Annotated in this window: 18 protein-coding genes; 7 read left to right on the top strand and 11 right to left on the bottom strand. The window is 63.1% G+C overall.

Annotated features, from left to right (window positions below; translation table 11 throughout):
* Positions 1-43: 43 nt before the first annotated feature.
* A complete protein-coding gene (locus ACR0BA_RS15360; RefSeq protein ID WP_480728764.1) occupies positions 44-325 on the top strand; it encodes a hypothetical protein in 282 nt (93 codons plus the stop codon).
* A gap of 2 nt (positions 326-327) precedes the next feature.
* The gene (locus ACR0BA_RS15365; protein WP_480728766.1) at positions 328-777 is read left to right on the top strand and encodes a hypothetical protein; all 450 of its coding nucleotides are present in this window, start codon (positions 328-330) and stop codon (positions 775-777) included.
* 10 nt (positions 778-787) lie between these two features.
* Here the strand turns inward: ACR0BA_RS15365 and ruvB are convergent, their stop codons facing one another.
* Genes ruvB through ruvC form a run of 3 tightly spaced genes read right to left on the bottom strand, consistent with a single transcriptional unit; the run spans position 788 to position 2977 of the window.
* A complete protein-coding gene (ruvB, locus tag ACR0BA_RS15370; RefSeq protein ID WP_170337513.1) occupies positions 788-1807 on the bottom strand; it encodes a Holliday junction branch migration DNA helicase RuvB in 1020 nt (339 codons plus the stop codon).
* Between the two features lie 4 nt (positions 1808-1811).
* Positions 1812-2483: a Holliday junction branch migration protein RuvA gene (gene ruvA, locus ACR0BA_RS15375; RefSeq protein WP_170337871.1), complete on the bottom strand. Its 672-nt coding sequence runs from the start codon at positions 2481-2483 to the stop codon at positions 1812-1814.
* The gene (gene ruvC / locus ACR0BA_RS15380) at positions 2480-2977 is read right to left on the bottom strand and encodes a crossover junction endodeoxyribonuclease RuvC (RefSeq protein WP_149775764.1); all 498 of its coding nucleotides are present in this window, start codon (positions 2975-2977) and stop codon (positions 2480-2482) included. Before ruvC ends, ruvA begins: the two co-directional genes overlap by 4 nt.
* Before the next feature lie 332 nt (positions 2978-3309).
* On the opposite strand from ruvC, the gene ACR0BA_RS15385 reads away from it, so the two are divergent.
* Positions 3310-3531 (top strand): DUF1127 domain-containing protein, encoded by a 222-nt coding sequence (locus ACR0BA_RS15385; RefSeq protein WP_093962786.1) that lies wholly within the window; start codon positions 3310-3312, stop codon positions 3529-3531.
* 106 nt (positions 3532-3637) lie between these two features.
* Here ACR0BA_RS15385 and ACR0BA_RS15390 read toward each other — a convergent pair whose 3' ends face one another.
* The 4 genes from ACR0BA_RS15390 to ACR0BA_RS15405 form a co-directional block, all read right to left on the bottom strand.
* Positions 3638-3982, bottom strand: coding sequence for a hypothetical protein (locus ACR0BA_RS15390; protein ID WP_170366671.1), 345 nt, complete (start codon positions 3980-3982; stop codon positions 3638-3640).
* A gap of 98 nt (positions 3983-4080) precedes the next feature.
* Positions 4081-4959 (bottom strand): 50S ribosomal protein L11 methyltransferase, encoded by an 879-nt coding sequence (locus tag ACR0BA_RS15395; RefSeq protein ID WP_480728769.1) that lies wholly within the window; start codon positions 4957-4959, stop codon positions 4081-4083.
* Between the two features lie 68 nt (positions 4960-5027).
* A complete protein-coding gene (locus ACR0BA_RS15400) occupies positions 5028-6260 on the bottom strand; it encodes an MFS transporter (protein WP_170372019.1) in 1233 nt (410 codons plus the stop codon).
* A 77-nt stretch (positions 6261-6337) separates the two neighbouring features.
* Positions 6338-8533 carry a primosomal protein N' gene (locus tag ACR0BA_RS15405; protein ID WP_480728771.1) on the bottom strand — a complete coding sequence of 732 codons (2196 nt, stop codon included), beginning with the start codon at positions 8531-8533 and terminating at the stop codon, positions 6338-6340.
* Positions 8534-8624: 91 nt separating this feature from the next.
* On the opposite strand from ACR0BA_RS15405, the gene fsa reads away from it, so the two are divergent.
* The 4 genes from fsa to ACR0BA_RS15425 all read left to right on the top strand — a co-directional run bounded on the left by fsa (position 8625) and on the right by ACR0BA_RS15425 (position 11896).
* On the top strand, positions 8625-9278 hold the full coding sequence (gene fsa / locus ACR0BA_RS15410; RefSeq protein ID WP_480728773.1) for a fructose-6-phosphate aldolase: 654 nt from the start codon (positions 8625-8627) through the stop codon (positions 9276-9278).
* Positions 9279-9483: 205 nt separating this feature from the next.
* Complete coding sequence (locus ACR0BA_RS15415; protein WP_170337506.1) at positions 9484-10191, top strand: DUF484 family protein; 708 nt, start codon at positions 9484-9486, stop codon at positions 10189-10191.
* Positions 10188-11108 carry a tyrosine recombinase XerC gene (locus ACR0BA_RS15420; RefSeq protein ID WP_480728775.1) on the top strand — a complete coding sequence of 307 codons (921 nt, stop codon included), beginning with the start codon at positions 10188-10190 and terminating at the stop codon, positions 11106-11108. Before ACR0BA_RS15415 ends, ACR0BA_RS15420 begins: the two co-directional genes overlap by 4 nt.
* Positions 11109-11200: 92 nt before the next feature.
* Entirely contained in the window at positions 11201-11896 is a 696-nt protein-coding gene (locus tag ACR0BA_RS15425; RefSeq protein WP_093962794.1) for a CDP-alcohol phosphatidyltransferase family protein, read from the top strand.
* Positions 11897-11926: 30 nt separating this feature from the next.
* Here the strand turns inward: ACR0BA_RS15425 and ACR0BA_RS15430 are convergent, their stop codons facing one another.
* The 4 genes from ACR0BA_RS15430 to ACR0BA_RS15445 all read right to left on the bottom strand — a co-directional run bounded on the left by ACR0BA_RS15430 (position 11927) and on the right by ACR0BA_RS15445 (position 18821).
* Positions 11927-12394: a hypothetical protein gene (locus ACR0BA_RS15430; protein ID WP_480728777.1), complete on the bottom strand. Its 468-nt coding sequence runs from the start codon at positions 12392-12394 to the stop codon at positions 11927-11929.
* A 76-nt stretch (positions 12395-12470) separates the two neighbouring features.
* The gene (locus ACR0BA_RS15435) at positions 12471-12926 is read right to left on the bottom strand and encodes a methylated-DNA--[protein]-cysteine S-methyltransferase (protein ID WP_480728779.1); all 456 of its coding nucleotides are present in this window, start codon (positions 12924-12926) and stop codon (positions 12471-12473) included.
* An 83-nt stretch (positions 12927-13009) separates the two neighbouring features.
* Positions 13010-15928 (bottom strand): isoleucine--tRNA ligase, encoded by a 2919-nt coding sequence (gene ileS, locus ACR0BA_RS15440; RefSeq protein ID WP_480728781.1) that lies wholly within the window; start codon positions 15926-15928, stop codon positions 13010-13012.
* Positions 15929-16094: 166 nt separating this feature from the next.
* Complete coding sequence (locus tag ACR0BA_RS15445) at positions 16095-18821, bottom strand: DUF2339 domain-containing protein (RefSeq protein ID WP_480728782.1); 2727 nt, start codon at positions 18819-18821, stop codon at positions 16095-16097.
* Between the last annotated feature and the right edge of the window lie 2 nt (positions 18822-18823).

Here is an 18823-nt window from a genome sequence, read left to right on the forward strand (position 1 = left end):
AGACGGTCTCGGCCATATCTGACAAGGACGAAACATCGGCCCAATGCTTTCCTGGATCAGAAGAAAACCGCCACAGCACAAAGGACGGCTAACTCCTGAATTTGACCGCGTCTACCATTATCACATCAGAAAAACAGCCGGCTCTTCGTTGACTGCGGCGTTCCTGTCGGCGTTCGCCGGCAAGCGTGTGACAGTGAAAGCTCTTGCGGGCGCCCCCAAACACCAAATTGCCGGCGAGATCGGACCTGCGGTCGGCCGGTACGAGCGGCTGATCAAGTCGGGCAGCTTTGCTTACGCGTTGCACATTCGCCGTTCCATTCACTGAAGGTGCCCGCCAAGACCTGCACATTTACCGTGTTCCGCGATCCGGTCGAGCGGGCCTACAGCCACTTTTTGATGCTGAAAGGGTATATCGAAAACGGCGTCGATCACCCCTGCCTAGCATCCGAAGGCGAGTGGGCGATTGGCGACTTTGCCGATTTCATCGCATCCGCTGACCGCAATCACCTGCTGCGTCAGTTTTATATGTTCAGCGAAAACTTCGACGTGGACGAGGCTGTCGAGGCTGTGTCCTCTCTAGATCAATTCGGTTTCTTTCACGAACTCGGCAATTTTCTTGAAAGCGCCCAGGCGTTGTTCTCGGTGGATTTGCCTATGCGCCACGAAAATAGGTCGTTGTCACGCAAGAAGCTGTCTGCGGAAGACTTGGCCGCATTCCGTCCTCATTTCGAACCTGAGTACGAGATGCTGACAAATATCCGCGAGCGTAGCGGCTGATCTACAATCGTCAGCCAAAAAGGTCACTCTGTCCCTTGGGCGCAGCCATGCCCAGATGCGTCCAGGCCTTCTGCGCCAGCATCCGGCCGCGCGGCGTGCGCTGGATCAGGCCCTGTTGCAGCAGGTAGGGCTCGATTACTTCCTCCAGTGAGTCGCGGCTTTCGGACAGGGCGGCCGACAGGGTCTCGATCCCTACCGGACCTCCGCCATAGTTCTCGGCGATCAGTTTCAGATAGCGGCGGTCGGCCCCATCCAGACCCAGATTGTCAACGCCCAGCCGCGTCAGCGCGCCATCGGCCAGCTCGCGCGTGATGCGTCCGTCGCCCTCGACGATGGCGAAATCCACGACCCGCCGCAGCAGCCGCCCGGCGATACGGGGGGTGCCCCGCGACCGGCGCGCGATCTCGCGGGCTCCATCGTCCTCGGCCGGCGCGCCCAGCTTGCGGGCGTTGCGGGTGACGATCTCGTGCAGCTCGTCCTCGGTGTAGAATTGCAGCCGTGTGGGAATACCGAACCGGTCGCGCAGCGGGGTGGTCAGCAGGCCCATCCGCGTGGTCGCCCCGACCAGGGTAAAGGGCTGCAGCTCGATCCGCACGGTACGGGCCGCAGGGCCCTCGCCGATCACCAGATCCAGCTCGAAATCCTCCATCGCCGGGTACAGAACCTCTTCCACCGCCGGATTCAGGCGGTGGATCTCGTCGATGAACAGCACGTCGCGCTCTTCGAGGTTGGTCAGGATCGCCGCCAGATCCCCGGCCTTGGCCAGAACCGGCCCCGAAGTCATGCGGAAGTTCACCCCCAACTCGCGCGCCATGATCTGCGCCAGCGTCGTCTTGCCCAAGCCCGGAGGGCCGTGGAACAGCGTGTGGTCCATCGCCTCGTTCCGCTGGCGGGCCGACTGGATGAAGATGCGCAGATTGGCCCGCGCCTCGGCCTGGCCGATGAATTCGTCCAGCCCCTGCGGGCGCAAGGCGCGGTCGTTGTCCTCGGGCAGAGGCTGAGGGCGCAGGGTCGGGTCGGCATCAACCATTCATTCAGCCTTTCGGAGCCAGCAGTTTCAACGCCGCGCGGATCAATTCGGCCTCGCCGGCATCGGGAAGGTTGGCGGCGGCCGCGGCCACGGCAGAGGCGGCCTCGGACGGGCCATAGCCCAGGTTCGACAGCGCCGACAAAGCCCCCGCCGACGCCGCACCCGCGCCGGGTTTCGGGGCCCGCACCGGGGCCGGCGCCGGGTCTGTGGGCTCAACCACCTCGGCCACGGGGCCGTCCATCGCCTCGGTCACCGTGCCGCCCATCGCCATGACGCCGGGCGCCTTGTCTTTCAGGTCCAGCACGATGCGCTGCGCGGTCTTGGGCCCGACGCCCTTGGCCGCCTTTACCGCGCCCCAATCGCCCAGCGCGATGGCCCGGCTGACCCCGTCCGGCCCCAGCGCGCCCAGAATGGCCAGAGACACCTTGGCCCCCACCCCTTGAACCGAGCAGAGCAGCCGATGCCACTCTTTCTCGACCAAAGACAGAAATCCATAAAGCTGCATCAGGTCCTCGCGCACCACCAGATCGGTGTACAGCGAGACCGCCTCGCCCACCCCAGGCAGGGCCGCCATGGTGCGGTCCGAGCAATAGACGATGTAGCCGACCCCGCGCACGTCGATCAGAAGGTGATCCGCCGCGCGGTAGTCGATGCGTCCGGTCAGTTTGCCGATCATGTGGCCACCTGCTTGATGCGCGCCTGCGGTGTCGCACCGTAGAACGCATGACAGATCGCGATCGCCAGCGCATCCGCGGCGTCGGCCCCCTTGGGCTGGCATCCCGGCAGTTGAAGTTTGACCATGTGCAGAATCTGTTCCTTCTCGGCGTGCCCCACGCCCACCACGGTTTTCTTGACCCGGTTGGGCGCGTATTCGCCCACCGGCAACCCAGCCTGCGCCAAGGTCAGCAACGCCACTCCGCGCGCCTGACCCAGCTTCAGCGTCCCGGCGCCGTCCTTGTTGACAAAGGTCTGTTCGATGGCTGCCTGGTCGGGCTGATGTTCGGCGATCACCTCGACGATCTGGTTGTGCAGCGACAAAAGCCGCTCGCCCAGATCATCCCCGTCGGATTTGCACAGGCCGTTGGCAACATGGCTCAGTCGGCTGCCATGTGATTCGATGACGCCCCACCCCAGGGTTCGCAGCCCCGGATCAATGCCCAGAATTCGCATGTTGTGCCTCGGCCTGCTCGGGTTTTCATTGTCTTTTCTCTCGATTAGCACGAAGCGTGAACATTTTCCAAGAAAATTGATCCGGCACCCAAATGCGACACGCCTGTTCCGTCCGCGACAACTCGGACGCATTGCGACCCTAGAAAGTCTGAAACCGACACATTCCCAAAGCAGTTTTCACCAATAATTTAAGGGACTTTCATCATTTTCGAAGCATTGCAAAAACTGCATAGGACACATGCAGTTTCAGCACTTGCAAGGTCAATCCGACATCACTAACTGGCCCGGGAATTCGACATTAAACGTCAACACTGAACAGAAGGAAGCAGGATATGGCTGCAATTGACACAACCCGAGCCTCGATTGGCTCGTTTGGCCTTGTCGGCCGTATCGGCGCCTTTCTGGCATCCGTCGTGAACGCCGTTGTCGCCTGGAACGACGCACGCGTGACGCGCAATGCATTGAACGGTCTGAGCAACCGTGAACTGGAAGATATCGGCCTGTGCCGCGGTGACATCGACGAGGTCGCTGCTGGCCGCCGCCGTCTGTACTGAAACCACCCGCTCTCGCCCCTATCCTCCCTCGGGGCAGCACGGAAACACCGCGGACCGATAGGTACGCGGTGTTTCTGTCTTTTGAAGGCTCTTTAGGAGAGAGAGTTCAGTAGAGAATCTTGTTCAGCTGTGTCGAAATGGCCTGCGACAATGGATCGATCTGCATGATCCACGCGCCCGCCTGTTCAACCGATGTCCCTTCGTTCAGGGCATCCACCCGATACTGGTATCCGGTCGGACCGAGATTGGATAGCAGGAACGCTTTGAAAGCAAAAAATCCGCACAGGCACAGCAACAGAACCTTGGCCGGAACCGCCGAGCGTACCCGCTGGGGTTTCATGACGACCAGACCATCTTTGCGCATGGTCGCGCGATAGCCACGGCTCATCTTGTTGTGTTTCTTTGTCAGCCGATGAACGCGCTGATCGAATTCAAGTTGTTTTCCTGTCATGGCAGCCTCCAAAAACCGCCCCCCAAATTCATTGGATGACGGTAGAAAGAGAATGCGTCAAAACCGTGGCAAAAATCCACAAAACTCCTGCAAATGGTCTAATTTGCGCCCTGTTTGGTTAAGACTAGCGTCGTCCATTCACCAATCATTGACCGATCCATCGTATTGAACCCGTTTCGTGAATAAACTGATTCCACTTCGTCGGCCTGCTCGTTGAGGATTCCCGACAGGATCGCATGTCCGCCTCCGCGCAGATTCTGCGCGATCTCCGGCGCAAGGGCCACCAGCGGTCCTTTCAGAATGTTGGCGAAAATCAGATCGTAAGGCGCCGCCGCCTGGAGGTCAGGATGGTCAAATCCGGCAGCCTCGACACAACGGACGGCCCCGGCCATGCCGTTGGCCTTCAGGTTGGCCTCGGCTACGTCGACGGCGACCTGATCAATGTCGCTGGCCAGGATTTCACCTTCCCAGACCCGCGCCGCCGCCATCGCCAACACCGCCGTACCGCAGCCGATATCAGCGACCTTGCTGGCCTCGAACCCATTCTCAATCAGCTTGTCCAGCGCCTTCAGACACCCCAGCGTCGTTCCGTGGTGCCCAGTGCCAAAGGCCATCGCTGCCTCGATCAGCAGCGGAATACGCCCCTCGGGCAGCTTGTCGGCATCGTGGCTGCCATAGACGAAAAACCGCCCGGCCTCGACCGGGGCCAGCTCGCGCCGGACATGGGCGACCCAGTCAGTTTCCGGCAGTTCCGACACCACGAAGGGCTTGGCCTCGAAGGCCGCCGCCAGCAGGGCCAGGGCGGCCTCGTCGGGGCTTTCGGTGAAGTAGCCGCCGACCTCCCACAGGCCCGAGCCGTCCTCGACCTCGAAGACACCCACGCCGGTGGGTTCGGGCTCCAGACGCTCCATCGCTTCGCCCAGGCTTTCGGCCGCGGCTTTGCCTTTCAGGGTGGTCAGGGCGGTGAATGTGGGCATGGGAACCTCCTGCAGAAACCGCCTTTGCGCCTAGGGCCGTCAGCCGCCGAGGTCAAGCGTCGCGCGTGTCATTCGGCCGGTGCGGGCGCGTATTTCGAAAACACGGTCTCGTTCCCCGGCTCGGGGTGGCGCGGGATCAGCAGCGACAGCGCCAGAGAGATCAGCGCCATGCCCGCCGCCAGGCCGAACACCGCCCCCGGCGACACGACCCACAGCAGCCCCAGCAGCGCCGGCAGGAACACCGCCGCAATATGGTTGATGGTAAAGGCCACCGCCGCGGTGGGGGCAATATCGGCCGGATCGGCGATTTTCTGGAAATAGGTCTTGAGCGCCAAAGCCAGCGCGAACAGCACGTGGTCGATGACGTAGAGAATGGCCGCCAGCAGCACACCCCAGCCGAACCAGTAGATGCCACCATAGGCCGCAAATACGATGGCAAGGCCCAAATATTCGAAGATCAGCGTGCGCCGCTCGCCAAACACCGCGACGGCCTTGCCCAGCAGAGGGGCGGCGGCCATGTTGATGATCAGGTTGATGAGGTACAGACTGGTCAGGTGATGCACTTCGAAGCCAAAGCGCTCGACCATCATGAACCCCGCGAACACGACGAAGATCTGCCGCCGCGCGCCCGCCATGAACTGCAGCGCGTAATACAGCCAGTAGCGGCGGCGCAGCACGATTTTCTTGGTCTGCGGTGTCGGCGCATCGAATTGCGGATAGGCGATCAGGCAGAACAGTGCGAGTACCGCGGTCAGCCCACCAGCCGCCATGAAGACCGTGTTGTAGGACAGATCGAACCGATCCCACGTCAGCACGATCAGCCCATAGACCACCAGCGTCGAGGCCGACCCCATCGCCACCAGCCAGCCCAGCACCTGCGGGGCGCGGTCCTTGGGCAACCATTGCAGCTGAAGCGACTGATTCACCGTTTCGTAGTAATGAAACCCGATCGAGCTGAACAGGGTCACGAACAGCAGCCCGCCGAGGCTGGGAAACCAGGCCGTCACCGCCGTGGCGACGCCCAGCAGCATCAGCGAAATCATGGCCAGCACCTGCTCGCGCACGAAAATTATCACCGCGATCACGCCCACGGCCAGAAAGCCCGGGATTTCTCGCACCGTGTGTAGCAGGCCGATGTCTGCCCCGTCGAAATCCGCGACTTCGATCACGAAGTTGTTCAGCAGTGCGCTCCATGCGTTGAAGGCGATCGGCATGGTCAGCGCCATCACGAACAGCAACGTGACGGGGCGGCGCCAGAACGGCAGGCTCTGGGCCTGGGACAGGGGCATCGGTTTCAGCATGAGAGTTCTCTACGCCCAATCCGCCCGGCTGGCGAGAGGAAATCCCCCGTGCACATGGGGTCTGCGCTGATGCAGAGTCAGTAGAAGCTCTGCGGGTCGATATCGACGGTCAGGCGGATGTCTCCCTTCAGGCGCAGAGGTGCGATCCAGCGGGCGATGGCGTCCTGGATCGGTGCCCCCTTGGGCGCCTTGACCAGCAGCCTTACCCGGTGCCGCCCGCGGATACGGGCAATCGGTGCCGGGGCAGGCCCAAAGACCTGTGCCCCGATCTGCCGCAGCGGCGCGTCATTGCGCGCCAATACGTTGCCGATGTCAAAGACGGGCCCGACCTCGGGGCCGGACAGCACGATCCCCGCCATCCGGCCATAAGGCGGCACCCCGGCCGCCTGACGCCCGGCGGCCTCGGCACGCCAGAACCCTTCCTCATCCCCCGACAGGATCGCGCGGATCACCGGGTGTTCGGGCTGAAAAGTCTGCAGCAGCGCCGTCCCCGGCTTGTCGGCCCGCCCGGCCCGGCCCGCCACCTGCCGCATCAGTTGAAAGGTCCGCTCGGCAGCGCGCAGGTCGGACCCGTGCAGGCCCAGATCCGAGTCGATCACCCCGACCAGCGTCAGGTTCGGGAAATTGTGCCCCTTGGCCACCAGCTGCGTGCCGATGACGATATCTGCGTCACCCTCGGCAATCTCTTCGATCTTGGCCTTCAGCGCCCGGGCCGAGCCGAACAGGTCGGAACTGAGCATGGCGATGCGGGCGTCGGGAAAGGTCGCCTCGGCCTCTTCGGCCAGACGTTCGATGCCGGGGCCGACCGGGGCCAGCTTGCCCTCGACCCCGCAGGCGGGGCAGGCTTCGGGCATGGGCTTGGTCTCGCCGCACTGGTGGCACATCAGACGTTTGAGGAACCGGTGTTCGACCATGCGCGCATCGCAGTGGTCGCAGGCGATCTGTTCGCCGCAGGCCCGGCACAGCGTCACCGGCGCATATCCCCGGCGGTTGATGAACAGCAGCGACTGTTCGCCCTTCTCGATCCGCGCCTGCACCGCTTGGCGCAGGCTGGGGGAAATCCAGGTGCCCGGCTGCATCTTCTCGGCACGCATGTCGATGGTCTTCATGTCCGGCAGCACCGCCGCCCCAAAGCGCGCGGTCAGGTCCAGCCGGTCGTACTTGCCGGCCTCGGCATTGGCCCAGCTTTCCAGCGACGGCGTGGCACTGGCCAAGATCACGCGCGACCCGCAGATCGCCGCCCGCAGCACCGCCATGTCGCGCGCACTGTAGTGCACGCCGTCTTCCTGCTTGTACGAGGTGTCGTGTTCCTCATCCACCACGATCAGGCCCAGATCGCGGAACGGCAGAAACAGCGCCGACCGCGCGCCCACCACCATCTGCGCATCGCCCTGCCCGACCATTCGCCAGACCCGGCGGCGTTCAGTCATCGTGGCACCGGAATGCCATTCGGCCGGGCGCGCGCCGAACCGCTCCTCGACCCGTGTCAGAAACTCGGCGGTCAGGGCAATCTCGGGCAGCAGCACCAACGCCTGCCGGCCCATGCGCAGCGCTTCGGCCACGGCTTCAAGGTAAACCTCGGTCTTGCCCGACCCGGTCACGCCCTTCAGCAGCGTGGTGCCATAGGTTCCGCTGCGCAGTGCAACCCGCAACGTGTCGGCGGCAGCGGTCTGATCGGGGGTCAGCGCCTTGCCGGGCCGGTCCGGGTCCAGGGTCGGATAACGCAGGTCGCGGGGGCTGTCCTCCTCGCGCACGGCGCCCTGCTTGACCAGACCTTTGACGACCGACGAGGTGACCCCGGCCATCTCGGCCAGTTCTTTCAGGGTAAAGGCCAGCCCGCCATAGTCGCGCAGCACCTCCAGCACCCGGGCCCGGGCATCGGTCATGCGGTCGGGCGTGCCGCTGCCCAGCCGATAGATCTTGCGCATCGACAGCGGGTCGCCCAGCCCGGGCGCGCGGGTGGCCAGCCGCAGCATGGCCGGCATCGGCGTCAGCGTGTAGTCGGCCGCGCGCTGCAGGAACAGGCGCATCTCTTCGCGCATGGGCGCCACGTCCAGCACCCGGATGACCGAGCGGATCTTGCTGCGGTCGAAATCTCCGCGCCCCGCGCCCCAGACCACACCCAGAACCTTGCGCGGGCCCAGCGGCACCTCGACGAAGGCCCCCAGGAAACACCCCCCCTCGGGCGCCTTGTAATCCAACGTCCGGTCCAGCGGCTGGGTCGTCAGAACCGCCACCAGCTCACCTTGGTCGAAATGCACCGGGTCGCTCAATGCGCGCCTTTCTTCAGCAGGGGTTTCAGCACGGGTCTCTTTGAGGTAAAGGCATCCGCGAGCAAGGCCAACCCATCAAAGGACTGCCCCGATGAAATTCTTCGTAGACACAGCCGAAATCGACGCCATCGCCGAATTGAACGACTTGGGCATGGTGGACGGTGTCACCACCAACCCCTCGCTGATCCTGAAATCCGGTCGCGACATTCTGGAAGTGACCAAGGAAATCTGCGACTTGGTCGATGGCCCGGTTTCCGCCGAAGTCGTCGCCACCGAGGCCGAGGACATGATCGCCGAAGGCCGCAAGCTGGCGCAGATCGCACCGAACATCGCCGTCAAGGTGCCGCTGACCTGGGCCGGTCTAAAAACCTGCAAGGCGCTCAGCGACGAAGGCAAGATGGTCAACGTCACCCTGTGCTTCTCGGTCAATCAGGCGCTTCTGGCGGCCAAGGCGGGCGCGACCTTCATTTCGCCCTTCATCGGACGGCTGGACGACATCAACCTCGACGGTATGGACCTGATCGCCGACATCCGTCAGGTCTATGACAACTACGGGTTCGAAACCGAAATCCTCGCCGCCTCGATCCGCAGCGTAAACCATGTGGCCGACAGCGCCCGCATCGGCGCCGACGTGATCACCGCCCCGCCTGCCGTGATCAAGAAGCTGGCTGATCACCCGCTGACCGACAAAGGGCTCGAGGCCTTCCTGTCGGATTGGGCCAAGACCGGTCAGAAGATTCTGTGATCCATTGATCCCATGTACAACCGCGCGGCCCCGACTGGGGCCGCGCCTGGCCCAACTTCAGTGGGCCTGATCTTTGATCAGACGCCTGCAGGCGGGAGCCACGCCCCCACACACGGCGCCTAATCCACCTAAACGTGCATTTTTCCCAAGGTATTTCCGGGCACCCGTGCTATAACGCCCCCAACAAAAAAAGACCGGACAGGATATGAGCAGCAATCCCAAACTCGAGGACAACCTCCGCGCCGCGATTCTGGCCGAGCCGGACGCCGTACTGGACGACAAGGATCTGATGCAGGCGCTGGTCGCCGCGAACGAACGCGCCCGCGGAGACAACATAATCGACCTGCGCGGAATCGCCATGCAACGGCTTGAGGCACGGCTGGACCGGCTGGAGGACACTCACCGCTCGGTCATCGCCGCTGCCTACGAGAACCTCGCCGGAACCAACCAGGTTCACCGAGCCATCCTGCGCCTTCTTGAGCCGACGGAATTCGAGGACTTCCTGCGCGTGCTGGGTACGGAAGTTGCCGAAATCCTCCGCGTCGACCGCATCACGCTGGTCCTGGAAACAACGTTGGTCCAACAGGACCCAAGCATCGACCGGCTGGACGGTGTTTTGGCCGTGGCGGAACCGGGTTTCGTGCAATCCTACATGGACAACGCACCGAACCACCCCGCGCGCGAGGTTGTCCTGCGCGAAATTCGCCAGCCCAACCGCAGAGTGCACGGGGATCAGCTGGACCAACTGCAATCTGAGGCATGTATGCAGCTGGATCTCGGCAAAGGGCGTCTGCCGGGCATGATTGTCATGGGCGCGCGCGACCCAAGGCACTTCTCGCCTCAATTGGGCACTGATCTGCTGGCCTTTTTTGCAGGCGTATTCGAACGGTCGATGCGCCACTGGCTGTCGTGAGCCTGATCTCTCCAGCCTGCCGCGATGCGTTGCAGTTGTGGCTGGAGGGGTTGACCGCTTTGGCGGGCCGTTCGGAAAACACCATCAACGCCTACCGCGGGGATGTCTCGGATTTCCTGTCTTTCATGACTTTGCATTACAGCGAACGGCAGGGGCTGGCGGCGCTCGAGCGCATCACCGTTTCGGACATGCGGGCCTGGATGGCACATCAACGCGAATCCGGCGTCGGGGCACGGTCACTGGCGCGAAAACTGTCCGCCGTCAAAAGCTTCTATCGCTGGCTGGCCGAACGCGAGGGATTCGAGCCCACCGCCGTCCTCTCCACCCGCGCCCCGAAATACACCAAGAAACTGCCGCGCCCGCTGGCCGAAGACGCCGCCCGCGCCATGATCGAGACGGTCGAGCTGCAGTCCGGATCAGATTGGGTTGCCGCCCGCGATGTTGCCGTCGTGACCCTGCTGTATGGCTGCGGCCTTCGCATATCCGAAGCCCTGTCCCTGACCGGCGCGGATGCCCCCCTGCCCAACACGCTGAGAATTGTCGGCAAGGGTGACAAGGAAAGGATCGTTCCGGTCATCCCCGCTGCGCGCCAGGCGGTCGACCGATACCTGGAGTTGTGCCCACATCCCCAAAGCCCGACCGCCCCATTGTTCCGCGGCGTTCGAGGCAAGGCCCTGAGTCCAAGGGCAATTCAGGGCGTCATGGCCAAAGCACGTATGCAACTGGGTCTTCCGGCAACGGCCACTCCACACGCGATGCGGCACAGCTTTGCCACCCATCTTCTGTCGGCCGGCGGAGACCTCCGGGCCATTCAGGAACTGCTGGGTCACGCGTCCCTTTCGACCACCCAAGCCTATACAGCGGTCGACACCGCGCGCCTTATGGAGGTGTACAACCGCGCGCACCCCAAAGCCTGAGACGCAGCGGAATTGCAGCAATCAAATTTCGGTGCTGATACCGCTGGCTTTTTGCTTTGCATCTCGGGCGCGCATCGTACATGACACGGGTCATGACACTCAGATTCAAAGCCTTAGCCGTTCACCTGTTTACCGCGACCGGAGCCGTATTTGCGATGCTGGCCATGCTGGCCGCGGTCGAGGAAAAGTGGAGCCTGATGTTTCTGTGGCTGGTCGTTTCGTTCATCGTCGACGGAATCGACGGCCCCTTGGCCCGGCACTATCACGTCAAAAAGAACGCCCCCGAGTTCGACGGTGTTCTGCTGGATCTGATCATCGACTATCTGACCTACGTCTTCATTCCGGCCTATGCGCTGTTCAAATCCGGTCTGATGGACGGCTGGACCGGCTGGTTCGCGATCATCGTCATCACATTCGCCAGCGCGATGTATTTTGCCGACACCCGGATGAAGACCAAGGACAATTCCTTTTCCGGTTTTCCGGGCTGCTGGAACATGGTCGTGGTGGTGATCTTTGCGCTGAAGCCCGACTTCTGGTTCAGCCTCGTCCTTGTGGCGTTGCTGGCCGTTGCAATGTTTCTGCCCCTGAAATTCATTCACCCCGTGCGCACCGAACGCTGGCGCAACCTGTCCCTGCCCATGGCCTTCGCCTGGACTTTTTTTGCCGGATGGGCCGCTTGGGTGGATTTTCACCCGCAAAGCTGGGCGCATTGGGGTCTGGTGGTGACCAGCCTGTATCTGGTCTCGGCGGGGATCGCCCAGCAAATCATGCCGCCGAGCCGCGATTGAGACGCGGCCCGAACGGGCGAAAATCACAGATCAGAGAATTTCCCGGATCTCGAACTCGGTGCCATTATGGGTGAAGACGTCGCCCTTGCGCATTCCGGCCATGGCCAGATAGATCGGGCTTTGGGTTGAAATCCCCATATATGTTTCACCATCCACGTCGAACTTGGTGGTCGACACGCAGACGACGAAATGCCGATCGCCCAGCCAGACTACGGCGCCCGGCTGCACTTTGTCCGTCAGGCTGAAATCGGTGTTTTCGATCACGTCAATCTTGGCATGATGCGCATGCACCGGCCCGTCAAACGCGGCGGCCAGATCTGCGCTTTCGCGCGATGCCGCGATATCATCCTTGTCGTGGCCTTCCCGGTCATCCAATTGGGACTCTTTCTGAAAGGCATCGTGGTGCGCCTGCGCCGTCGCCAACTCCTGTGCCTCCAACGCCATCAATTGGTCAATGATGGCCTTCTTCCGGGCGGCGGGGTCAATTTTCGCAGTCATGAATTGCAGTCCTTCGGGTTCGAAAACTGTCTCAGGTTGGGACGCTTTGCGAAAGATTGCAACCGGATTCCGGCGGTCAGATCAGGAGACTGGCAGCCCCCTCGTGACGCAACAGGGCAACCTTGCCCTCAACCCCGCCCTGCCCCGAGAACCCCCCAAGGCCGCTTGCCGCCAGAACGCGGTGACAGGGAATGATCACCGGAATCGGGTTGGCACCACAGGCCTGCCCGACAGCTTGCGCCGGACACCCAAGATCATGCGCGATATCACCGTAAGTCCGCGTGTCACCGAAAGGAATCGCGGACATCAAGCCGCAGACCTGTTTCTGGAATTCGGACCCAACGACACGCAGTGGCAAGTCGAACTTTTGCAACCGGCCCTCGGCATAGGCCCTGATCTGTGATGCCGCTTCGATCAGCAGCGGGGTCGTCTCACCCGTTGTGTGACCGTCCCACACCAGACTGGTGATGGCACCGTCCTCTTCTTCGATCCCGAGGCATCCGAACTGGTTTTCCACTGCAATCATCGGCATGGGCGCAGAGTTTCAGATCGGCGAGTGCGTCGCAAGCCGCAAGAAAAACCCCCGCGCGATGGCGGGGGTTTCAGGGATCATTTTCAGCTCAGCGCCGTATCGCATCGGCCACAGACGCCGGGGTGGGAGTGGCGTCCCACATCTGGCAGGATCTTCCAGCAGCGCTGGCACTTGGCCCCTTCGGCCTTTTCGAACACGACACCGACGCCCTCGATCTCGGGCAGGCGGAACGCCTCGGCCGGGGCAGGGTCGGCGGTGACGGTCAGGCCCGAGGTGATGCACAGGTCATCTACGTCGAAGGTCGCCAGCAGGTCGCGGGTTTCCGCATCCTCGACATGCACGATCGGCGCGGCTTCGAGGCTGGAGCCGATGACCTTGTCGCGGCGCTGCACTTCCAGCGCGGCGGTCACCGCACGGCGTACACGGCGGATCTTGGCCATGTTCGCCTCGAGCTCGGCATCGCGCCAATCGGCAGGCGTGTCGGGGAAGTCGACCAGATGCACCGAGCTGTCCTCGCCCGGGAACCGCTCGAGCCAGACCTCTTCCATCGTGAAGACCAGAATCGGCGCCAGCCAGGTAGTCAGACGGTGGAACAGGATGTCCAGCACCGTGCGCGCGGCCCGGCGGCGCGGGGTGTCCCCGTCGCAATACAGCGCATCCTTGCGCACGTCGAAATAGAAGGCCGACAGGTCGACCGTGGCAAAATTGAACACCGCGCTGAACACGCCTTGGAAGTCGAACGCGGCATAACCCTTGCGGACCTGCTCGTCCAACTCGGCCAGGCGGCTGAGCACCCAGCGTTCCAGACGCGGCATCTCGGCCGGATCGATCCGGTCGGCCTCGGTGAAGTCGGCCAGCGAGCCCAGCATGAAGCGCATCGTGTTGCGCAGCCGGCGATAGCTATCGGCGACCCCTTTCAGAATTTCCGGCCCGATCCGCTGGTCGGCGGTATAGTCGGTCTGGGCCACCCAAAGGCGCAGGATGTCGGCACCGTATTGCTTGACGACCTCTTCCGGCACGATGGTATTGCCGAGCGATTTGGACATCTTGTTGCCCTTCTCGTCCAGCGTGAACCCGTGCGTAACCACATTGCGATACGGCGCGCGGCCGATCGTGCCACAGGCCTGCAACATCGAGGAATGGAACCATCCGCGATGCTGGTCGGTGCCCTCCATGTAGACATCGGCAATGCCGTCGTCGGCGCCATCTTCACGGTCGCGCAGAACGAACGCATGGGTCGAGCCCGAGTCGAACCACACGTCCAGTACGTCGAACACCTGGTCATAATCGTCGGGGTTCACGATGCCATCCAGCACCTGCTGTTTGAAGCCGTCGGTGTACCAGACATCGGCGCCGTATTCTTCGAACGCGGCCTTGATGCGGGTGTTCACGTCCGGGTTGCGCAGCAGATAGTCCTGGTCGGTGGGCAGAGCGCCCTTCTTGGTGAAGCACGTGAGTGGCACACCCCAGGCACGCTGGCGCGACAGAACCCAGTCGGGGCGCGCCTCGATCATCGAATACAGGCGGTTGCGGCCCGAGGGCGGCGTCCATTTTACCAACTCGTCGATCGAGCGCAGGGCGCGTTCGCGGATAGTGCCGCCCATTTCGTCCATGCCATCGTCCAGCTTGCGGTCGACGGACACGAACCATTGCGGTGTGTTGCGATAGATGATCGGCGCCTTGGACCGCCAAGAATGCGGATAGCTGTGCTTGATCTTGCCACGCGCCAGCAGCCCGCCGACCTCGGCCAGCTTGTCGATCACAGCCTTGTTCGCATCGCCCTCGCCGCCCTTGCGCGACAGGATGTACTTGCCGCCGAAGAACGGCATGTCAGCGCGGAAGCTGCCGTCGTCCATCACGTTGTAGGTGATGACCTGCTCGAGCATGCCCAGATCGCGGTACAGCTCGAATTCCTCCATCCCGTGCGAGGGCGCGCAATGAACGAAGCCGGTGCCTTCGGTATCGGTCACGAAATCGGCCGCGCGGAAATCGCGGATGTCATCCCATTCACCGTTGGACCCTTCGGCCCCTGCCAGCGGGTGCTGCAGCTGGATCTTGGCCAGATCGTCCTGCGTGACGTCGCACAGGCGGCGGTACATGGTGTCGTCCAGCCGCGCGCGGGCGAACACGTCGGCGGCCAGGTTATCGGCCAGCAGATAACGGTCACCGATCCGGGCCCAGCATTCCTCGGGGCGGCCGGTCACTTCGTACAGCCCGTACGAAATGTCCTTGCCATAGACCACGGCCTTGTTCGACGGCATGGTCCAGGGCGTCGTGGTCCAGATCACCACATAGGCGTTGTCCAGCGTGGTGTCACCAGTGTTCACCACCTTGAACTTCACCCAAATGGTAAAGCTTTCCTTGTCGTGATACTCGACCTCGGCCTCGGCCAGGGCGGTCTTCTCGATCGGCGACCACATCACCGGTTTCGAGCCCTGATACAGCGTGCCGTTCATCAGGAACTTCATGAACTCGTCCGCGATCACCGCCTCGGCGTGATAGTCCATGGTGACGTACGGATCGGCCCAGTTGCCGGTGATGCCCAGACGCTTGAACTCCTCGCGCTGGATGTCGATCCAGCCTTCAGCGAACTTGCGGCACTCCTGGCGGAAGTCAATGACCGGAACCTCGTCCTTGTTCTTGCCCTTCTTGCGGTACTGTTCCTCGATCTTCCATTCGATCGGCAGGCCGTGACAGTCCCAGCCGGGCACATAGCGCGCGTCAAAGCCCATCATCTGGTGGCTGCGCACGATCATGTCCTTGATCGTCTTGTTCAGCGCGTGGCCGATATGCAGATGCCCGTTGGCATAGGGCGGGCCGTCATGCAGCGTGAAGGGCTTGCGACCCTGTTTGTCGCGCAGGCGGTCATAGACGCCGATCTTTTCCCAGCGGTCCAGCCATGCGGGCTCGCGCTTGGGCAGGCCGGCGCGCATGGGGAATTCGGTTCGGGGCAGATTCAGCGTGTCTTTGTAGTCGGGTGTCTGGGTCGTGTCGGCGCACATGGAGAGGCGTCCCTTGGATGATCTTGGCGTGTTTGGATCGAAGCGGTCGGTGCGATGAACTCAAGCACCTTTGCCCGGCGTCTCAGAAACTCAGAGCGCCGGGGAAATAATTCGAATGATAATGGCCAAAACGTCTTGCATGGCCGGGCTTATAGGCCGGTTGCTCCTATTGGTCCAGAGCTTCCGGCCCCTGCGGCGAATGGCGCAGCTTGGCCCAGCGGTTCAGCCAGGCCAGACCCGCCAGCGCCAGCCCCAAGGCCAGCAACGAAAACACCCGGATCAGACCGCCCAGCCCCGAGATGTCGATCAGGAACACCTTGGCCACCGCCAGCCCGATCACCGCCAGCCCGGCCTTGCGCATCAGGTCCGACCGACGCGCCAGCGACTGATAAAACAGCGCCGCGCCGATCACCAGCAGGGCGAGCGTATAGGTATAAAGCTCGGGTTGGGACACGCCGTTGCCTTCATACATCCCTGCCGCACCCTGCCAGAAATGCCGGATGGTCAGGCCCAGCCACAAGGCGCCCAGTGCGACGGCCAGCCCCCGGCAGGCCAGCCGCAACTGCGCCGGCATCTTGGGGATCCGCCACGCGGACAGGCCGATGACGAGGGCCGGCAGCAGATAGGCAATGGCAAGCGTGTTAACCACCGGAGGCCCCAGAACAGGATCTGCCCCAAACCGCAAAACAGGGTTGGCCACTGTCGCAGCCAGCGCCAGCCACAACAGGCCATGCGCGGCAAAGAACACGCCCAGTGCGACCCGAACCCAGTTCAGTCGCCCGCCCAGCGCAAACCGCTGCACCTGCGCAAAGGCCAGCAGCAGCCAAATGGCCGACAGCAGGCCCAGCCCCCAATGGCTGTCGTCGGCACCGCCTTCGCCGAGCCCTTCCAACCAGCGCAACAGCAGCAGAGACACCAGAACGCCACCCGTCGCCCACGCTGCGCTGTCCAACATGACATTGGCGACTGGGCGGTCCAGCGGGCGCAGCATCCACCATGCGGCAAGATAGCCTGCAACCGCAGCTCCATAGACCAGAGACATTTCCGCAACCGGTGCTTCCAGCGCCCAGTCCAGACCCGGGTTCAGGATCAGTCGGAACGTGACGGTGGCAACGCCGGCCCAGATGAACCAGCTCATCGGCGGCAGATTGAACCGCCGGTCCAGTGCCGCCGCCGCGATGATCGTGACCACGAAAGCGATGGTCAGCGCCGCCGAGCTGAGCACGATCACGCAGCCGAAGGTCAAGCAGGACAGGGCCGACAGCGTGGCCAAAGCCGGACGCATCCGGGCCTCGCCATCCACGCGGGCAAAGCGCTCGGCCAGTACCACCATCAGCGCTGCAAGCGCGACCGCATGCAGGGCCCAGGGGTAAGCGCCGATCACGCTGGCCGGGCGCCAGCCAAGCTCAAGCGCGATGGCCAGCGCCGGGGCGTACAGCGCGGCGGCACCGGTCCAGACCAGCGGGTACCGCCCACCCTGGAACGACCGCCATGCCGCCAGAAGTGAGATCACCGCGCCCAACGCAACCAGCCAGGTCACGGCCAACGGAAAATCGGCCTCGGGCGTTTCGGAATAGGTCTGCCAGAACCCACGCGCCACCGCGCCGTCATCAAATCCATGCGTGAATACGAAACCACCCAGCCCCAAGGCAGGCAGCGCGGTCATGTCCTGCAGGGCCGGCGCGTCCTTTGCCCAGATCAGCAGGGCGAAAGCCAGCCCGGCCAGCAGGATCACAGCCAGCCAGAACTCACCGCTCGTATCGGCCCATTGCAGCGCCAGAATGGCCGAGCTTGCCAGCACCGCCCCAAAGGCCAGGCGCGTCGGAAATTCGGGCCACGGACCACTGGTTTTTTTGACTAGGAGTTCGCTGAACATCGCGCCGTCGTGATCGGGCCAGATCCGGCGCACGGGAACGGCAATGGCGATCACGGCAACGGCGGCCACGTAGACGAGGAAAGCCGGTTCCGTGATCGGCGAACCCGTCACCAGCAAAAGGCCCGCTAAATAGGCGCCCACCAGCGACAGCACCGACACCCAGGCCCAGCGCCGCACCGTGTCGATCCCAAGCCCCAGCCCGGTGATCACGAAGAAATATCCGTACAGCCAAGACGGGTCAGCCGAATCGCCACCCACGACGAAAGGTGCAGCAAAGGCTCCGATCAACCCGATCGCCGCCAGCAGCGGGCCGTGGAACCAGCCCAGAACCAGCCCGACAAGAGCGATGGCGATCATGCCCGCCAAGGCCGCCTCGGGGCCGATCAGGTCATAGAGCTGGCGCGCCGCCAGAACGCCGCCAAACAGCGTGACCAGCCCCGCGCCGGAAAACACCGAAGGCAGATAGGCAGTCGCCGAGGACTCGTCATCGCCGTATCGGCGCCGGACGACCTCTCCGGCCACGATCAGCAGCGCGCCGAAACCCAAGGCCGCCAACACGCGCGCGGTGGGCGGCAGCAACCCGTTTTCGACCCCGTATTGCACCAAGAAAATCCCCGCCAGCGCCAGCGATAGGGCGGATACGGCATAGAACCAGTTCTCGCGCAGCCACGCGCTCAGATCGTCAAACCGCTCGGCGCGGAACACCACTGCGGCCGGAGGCGATGCACTCTCAGTGACAGTTGCCGATTCTTCAGCGTCAGGCCGTTGGTCCGGCGTCGGTGGGCTTTCCTGTTTCGGCGGGCCCCAAGGGGCCGGTCGCGGTTCAGGCGTCGGTGCTTCGATTGGCGCGGACTGCGTCTGTGGTGGCCGCTCCGCGTCCGGTTGCGGCCCGGCACCCAACCGACTCTCCAACTGCTCGACCCGCCGCCGCAGACGGGCATGGCCGACCAGCAAGACGACAATAGATACCGGCATCGCCAAAACGACCAAGCCAACAAGAACAAGCAGAGATTCCAAAC

This window comes from Ruegeria sp. CI5, assembly GCF_056536885.1.

Excerpts from the sequence above, each read along its gene's own strand:
- ACR0BA_RS15360 (WP_480728764.1), top strand. The coding sequence starts at position 44 with ATGCTTTCCTGGATCAGAAGAAAACCGCCACAGCACAAAGGACGGCTA.
- ruvB (WP_170337513.1), bottom strand. The coding sequence starts at position 1,807 with ATGGTTGATGCCGACCCGACCCTGCGCCCTCAGCCTCTGCCCGAGGAC.
- ruvA (WP_170337871.1), bottom strand. The coding sequence starts at position 2,483 with ATGATCGGCAAACTGACCGGACGCATCGACTACCGCGCGGCGGATCAC.
- ruvC (WP_149775764.1), bottom strand. The coding sequence starts at position 2,977 with ATGCGAATTCTGGGCATTGATCCGGGGCTGCGAACCCTGGGGTGGGGC.
- ACR0BA_RS15385 (WP_093962786.1), top strand. The coding sequence starts at position 3,310 with ATGGCTGCAATTGACACAACCCGAGCCTCGATTGGCTCGTTTGGCCTT.
- ACR0BA_RS15390 (WP_170366671.1), bottom strand. The coding sequence starts at position 3,982 with ATGACAGGAAAACAACTTGAATTCGATCAGCGCGTTCATCGGCTGACA.
- ACR0BA_RS15395 (WP_480728769.1), bottom strand. The coding sequence starts at position 4,959 with ATGCCCACATTCACCGCCCTGACCACCCTGAAAGGCAAAGCCGCGGCC.
- ACR0BA_RS15400 (WP_170372019.1), bottom strand. The coding sequence starts at position 6,260 with ATGCTGAAACCGATGCCCCTGTCCCAGGCCCAGAGCCTGCCGTTCTGG.
- fsa (WP_480728773.1), top strand. The coding sequence starts at position 8,625 with ATGAAATTCTTCGTAGACACAGCCGAAATCGACGCCATCGCCGAATTG.
- ACR0BA_RS15415 (WP_170337506.1), top strand. The coding sequence starts at position 9,484 with ATGAGCAGCAATCCCAAACTCGAGGACAACCTCCGCGCCGCGATTCTG.
- ACR0BA_RS15425 (WP_093962794.1), top strand. The coding sequence starts at position 11,201 with ATGACACTCAGATTCAAAGCCTTAGCCGTTCACCTGTTTACCGCGACC.
- ACR0BA_RS15430 (WP_480728777.1), bottom strand. The coding sequence starts at position 12,394 with ATGACTGCGAAAATTGACCCCGCCGCCCGGAAGAAGGCCATCATTGAC.
- ACR0BA_RS15435 (WP_480728779.1), bottom strand. The coding sequence starts at position 12,926 with ATGCCGATGATTGCAGTGGAAAACCAGTTCGGATGCCTCGGGATCGAA.
- ileS (WP_480728781.1), bottom strand. The coding sequence starts at position 15,928 with ATGTGCGCCGACACGACCCAGACACCCGACTACAAAGACACGCTGAAT.